Annotated in this window: 3 protein-coding genes and 1 pseudogene; 3 read left to right on the top strand and 1 reads right to left on the bottom strand. The window is 61.6% G+C overall.

What is annotated here, in order from left to right; all coding sequences use genetic code 11:
* Positions 1–8: 8 nt before the first annotated feature.
* Positions 9–605, top strand: coding sequence for a DnaJ domain-containing protein (locus tag NW845_RS12485; protein ID WP_414378761.1), 597 nt, complete (start codon positions 9–11; stop codon positions 603–605).
* On the opposite strand, the gene NW845_RS12480 is transcribed toward NW845_RS12485, so the two are convergent.
* A complete protein-coding gene (locus tag NW845_RS12480) occupies positions 602–2,008 on the bottom strand; it encodes a 2-succinylbenzoate--CoA ligase (protein WP_414378760.1) in 1,407 nt (468 codons plus the stop codon). The genes NW845_RS12485 and NW845_RS12480 overlap by 4 nt on opposite strands.
* Positions 2,009–2,233: 225 nt before the next feature.
* On the opposite strand from NW845_RS12480, the gene petG reads away from it, so the two are divergent.
* Together petG and NW845_RS12470 are read left to right on the top strand one after the other, a co-directional pair.
* On the top strand, positions 2,234–2,347 hold the full coding sequence (gene petG, locus NW845_RS12475) for a cytochrome b6-f complex subunit V (RefSeq protein ID WP_414332627.1): 114 nt from the start codon (positions 2,234–2,236) through the stop codon (positions 2,345–2,347).
* Positions 2,348–2,417: 70 nt separating this feature from the next.
* Positions 2,418–4,037 (top strand): annotated as a pseudogene (locus NW845_RS12470) (bifunctional pantoate--beta-alanine ligase/(d)CMP kinase).
* Positions 4,038–4,196 lie beyond the last annotated feature (159 nt).

Genomic DNA, 4,196 nt, shown 5'->3' with positions numbered 1-4,196 from the left:
TCCAAAGAATGGGTTGGCATTCCCTTCTCTCCTTCCTCTTAAAACCTGTACCCTATTTTAAATTAACAGGCTGTATCAAGCGAGCCTTTCGCCGGTTGGCACGGCAGTTTCACCCCGATGTGGCAGGAGAGGGATCCCGAGAACGATTTGAGCAGATCTATCGGGCCTACCAAGTGCTGAGCAACCCTGAAGAGCGGCGGCGCTACGACGCCCAACGACAATCCCCGCCCAGTCCTGGGAAAGGAGAAAGGCGGGTGGTTGTGCGCACCACTGGATTGGACTCCACCTCAGCAGAACCGCCGGCTCGGGACTCCCTTGAGGCAGGAATTGCCCGCGTTAAGGCCGCCTGGCGCGAGCGCAAGCTGCCCACGGCAGTGGCTCTGGCCGAAGCCCTCCTGAAACGCTTTCCCAACTCCGGCGAGGCCATCCACATCTTGGCTTTGGCCTATCAACGCTTCGGCAACCATTTGATCCAAGAGGGGCGCCACCGGCAGGCAGAAGCCTATCTGAGAAAGGCCTTGGCCACAGAGCCAAATAACCGGGAGTTGGCCTTTGAAATCCGGCGAGATCTAGCCCGTCTGGGCATCCGGGAGGGATCCAGCTAGCTGCCTGGCGCTGCAACTTTCAACTGCTGGGCCGCCCACTGCCGGAGCTGCTGGCGGTTGACCTTGCCCTGGGCGTTGCGGGGGATCCCGCTACACCACAGCCATTGCTTGGGGTGCTTGAAGGGGCTTAGTTGTTGTGCAAGGTGCCGCTTTAGGTGCTTCTCCAGCTCGTTGCTGCTTAGAGAGATCCCAGCCCTGGGCACAGCCACCGCCACCACCTGCTGGCCCCACTCCTCATCGGGCAGGCCCAGCACACAGACATCTTCTACCCAGCCGCTGGCGCGGATTTCCCCCTCCACCTCGGCGGCCATCACCTTTTCCCCTCCGGTCAGGATGAGCTCGTCGGCGCGGCCCAGCCAGTAGAGATAGCCCTCTGAGTCCAGATAGCCCCAATCGCCGGGGGTGAAGCCCCGCTGTTGCCATTGGCCTAGAGAATCTGCCTCGCTGGAGAGAGGGTAGTAGCCCAGTGCCAGCGACTCAGCCCACACGTGGATGCGGCCTACCGTCTGGGCGGGCAGGGGATCCCCTCTCTCACCGCGGATCTCCACGGTGGCGTGGGGTAGGGGCCGGCCCAGACTGTCGCTGCCCTGCAAGAAAGCTTCTGGCAGCAGCGTACATACCTGGGAGGCGGTTTCGGTCATGCCGTAGGTGAGGGCTAGGGGCAAGTGCAACTGCCGGGCCTGTTGCCGCAAACTGGGCCAGGTGGGGCCGCCGCCAACCAGAATGGCCTGGAATTGGTGTAGGCTCTCCAAGACTCCTGGCTGAGCGTTGAGCAACAGTCGCTGCAACTGGGTGGGCACCAGCGACAGAAAGCTGCCCGGCAAAGGCGGATCCCAGGCCTCAGCCTGCTGCTGTCGTTTCCAATCCCAGACAATCCACTGGCCGCCGCTCAGCCAGGAACGAACAGCCTGCATCAGGCCGCTGACGTGGTACAGAGGCAACACACAGTAGCTATGGATACACTCCACCCGGAAGTGCTGTTGGTGGGCTCTGGCGGAGGCGCTGAGGGTACGCCAGGAGTGCACCGCCCATTTCACCTGACCGCCGGAGCCGCCGGTAGGGATCCCAATTACCGGCCAATCGGTGCTGTGCAGGAGCTGTTGCCAATGCTCCAGCTGGGGGTTGGAGCAGGCGGGATCCTCCTGCAACTGCCCTTGCCGCCAGTGCCAAGCGGATCCCAGGCCGGCCAAAGCCTGTCCCCACTCCCGTTCTCCCCAGTGGGGATTGGCTAAGAAGAGGGGGATCCCCAGGTGTTGGCAGGCCAAAACGGCAGCCCACACTTGTAGCGGATCCGAGTCTGCCACCAGTAGGGGAACGGCCTTGTCTGCCAGAGGGCGCAGTTGCTCTTCCAGCCCAGACAGGCACTCCTTCAAAGCGGGAGGGCAGTTGTGGTTGGGAAACATCTTTCGGCAAGCTCAGGCGGGACAGTTGCAAGTTAAACGAAGTGATCAAAAAGCAAGCTATAGCCGTGGAGACTTGACCATCCACTGAGGCAATTGGGAGGTGTTCCCCGTCTCTTCGTTGTTTTGATTTTTGGCAGGGATCCCCTCCTCAAAGGCCCGGGCAAGGTGAGGAAGAGTTTGGGCTTGGCTTATCATGATCTAGGTTTGAAGTAGGAGGCCTAGGTTGTGATCGAGCCAATTTTGCTGGGGATCGTTTTGGGGATGGTGCTGGTTACCTTGGCAGGCCTGTTTGTGGCCGCCTACAGACAGTATCAGCGCGGCAATAAGATCGGTCTGTGAAAGCCAGGGAGGAAAAGCTGGCACCAAACCGTCGGCAAGAGAGCGGCTCAGCAGGTGAGGTGGCATAGCGATGCAGTGGCTGCGCACGGTGGCGGCTTTGCGGGAGCAGGTAGCGAGCTGGCGGGGATCTACCATAGGCTTGGTGCCAACGATGGGATCCCTGCACGAGGGGCATCTCAGTCTGATCCGCCGCTGCCGCCAAGAGTGTGACCACACGGTGGTCAGCATCTTCGTCAACCCCCTCCAATTTGGCCCCAACGAAGACTGGGATCGCTACCCCCGCGATGAGGAAGGGGATCGGGCCCTGTGTGAAGCGGCGGGCGTGGATGTGGCGTTTGCCCCCGACCCGCAAGAGATGGGAGCCGACCCGGCAGCCGGAGGCGACCGCACTTGGGTGATGCCCCCCGAATCCCTTCTGCAGACCCTCTGCGCCCCCCACCGACCGGGGCATTTTCGCGGCGTGGCCACCATCGTGCTGCAACTGCTGAACCTGGTGCAGCCGCAGCGGGCCTATTTTGGCCAAAAGGATGCCCAGCAACTGGCCATCATCCAGCGCCTGGTTCAGGATCTGCAGATCCCCACCACCATTGTCCCTTGCCCCACCGTGCGAGAAGCCGACGGCCTTGCCTACAGCTCCCGCAACCGCTACCTCTCAGCAGCGGAGCGGCAGGCGGCCGCCAGCCTGTACCGCGCCCTGCGCCGAGGTTACGACCACTGGCAAGCCGGGGATCCCTCCGCCGAAGGGATCCTGGCCGCCGCCCGTGCTGAGCTAGAGCACACCCCGGAGGTGCGCGTGCAGTATCTGGAATTGGTGGATCCGCAAACCCTCCAGCCCCTATCGGAGGTCAAAGATAAGGGACTGCTGGCCATCGCCGCCTATGTAGGGCAAACTCGCCTGATTGACAACCTGCTCCTTTCCCCGGAAGGTGCGGATCCCTTGCCCCAAAAACAGCAGAGTGCAGTGCCTCCTTCCCCGAAAACAGGGCGTCGCCCGCTGATTGCCATCGACGGCCCGGCAGGGGCCGGGAAGTCCAGCGTAGCGCGAGCAGTGGCCGCTCAACTGCAGCTCCTGTACTTGGATACGGGGGCGATGTACCGGGCCATCACCTGGCTGGCGCTGCAGCGGGGGATCCCGTTGGACGACGCCGAGCAACTGACCCAACTGGCTGCCCAAACCCAACTAACCTTACAAAGTGGCCCCTCGGCCGACGAACCAACCCGCATCTGGGCCGACGGTGAGGAAGTTACCCAGGCCATTCGCTCCCCAGAGGTGACCCGCTGGGTTTCTCAGGTGGCGGCAGTGCCAGGGGTACGGCAGGAGCTGGTGAAGCGGCAACGCCTCATTGGACGGGATGGGGGGGATGTCCTGTAGGGGCGAGATATCGGTACCCATGTTTTTCCTGATGCCGAGCTGAAAGTCTTTTTGACCGCCTCGGTGGGGGAGCGGGCCCAGCGCCGGCAACACCAACTGCAAGCCCAAGGACAAGTGGTGTCCCTTGAAGAGTTAAAAGCTCAGATTGAGCAGCGGGATCGCCGCGACAGCGAACGGCTTATCTCTCCCTTGCGGCCTGCCCCCGATGCCATTCTGATCGACACGGATCACCTGAGCCAGGCTGAGGTGGAAGACAAAATTGTGAGGCTGTACCGCCAGCTTTTGGAGCAATCCGGGGCAGCCCATTTCGACAATTAATTATCTGAACCCTGAAGATTTTCTCAAGCTTTCGAGATGGGGCCAATTCAACGTAAGGCGCGGGATTCCCCACCGTCTATACGGTGGGGAGGGATAGCGCCTCCTGACTGATTCTGGATATATCGCTTCACAATTTCTAGAGGTGCACCGCCGCATGAG

Origin of the sequence: Synechococcus sp. H60.2 (assembly GCF_047462315.1) — a bacterium.
Classification (GTDB): Bacteria; Cyanobacteriota; Cyanobacteriia; order Thermostichales; family Thermostichaceae; genus Thermostichus.
The sequence above is the reverse complement of the archived record's forward strand: the minus strand, read 5'-3'. Positions and strand labels throughout refer to the sequence as shown.

Excerpts from the sequence above, each read along its gene's own strand:
- NW845_RS12485 (WP_414378761.1), top strand. The coding sequence starts at position 9 with ATGGGTTGGCATTCCCTTCTCTCCTTCCTCTTAAAACCTGTACCCTAT.
- NW845_RS12480 (WP_414378760.1), bottom strand. The coding sequence starts at position 2,008 with ATGTTTCCCAACCACAACTGCCCTCCCGCTTTGAAGGAGTGCCTGTCT.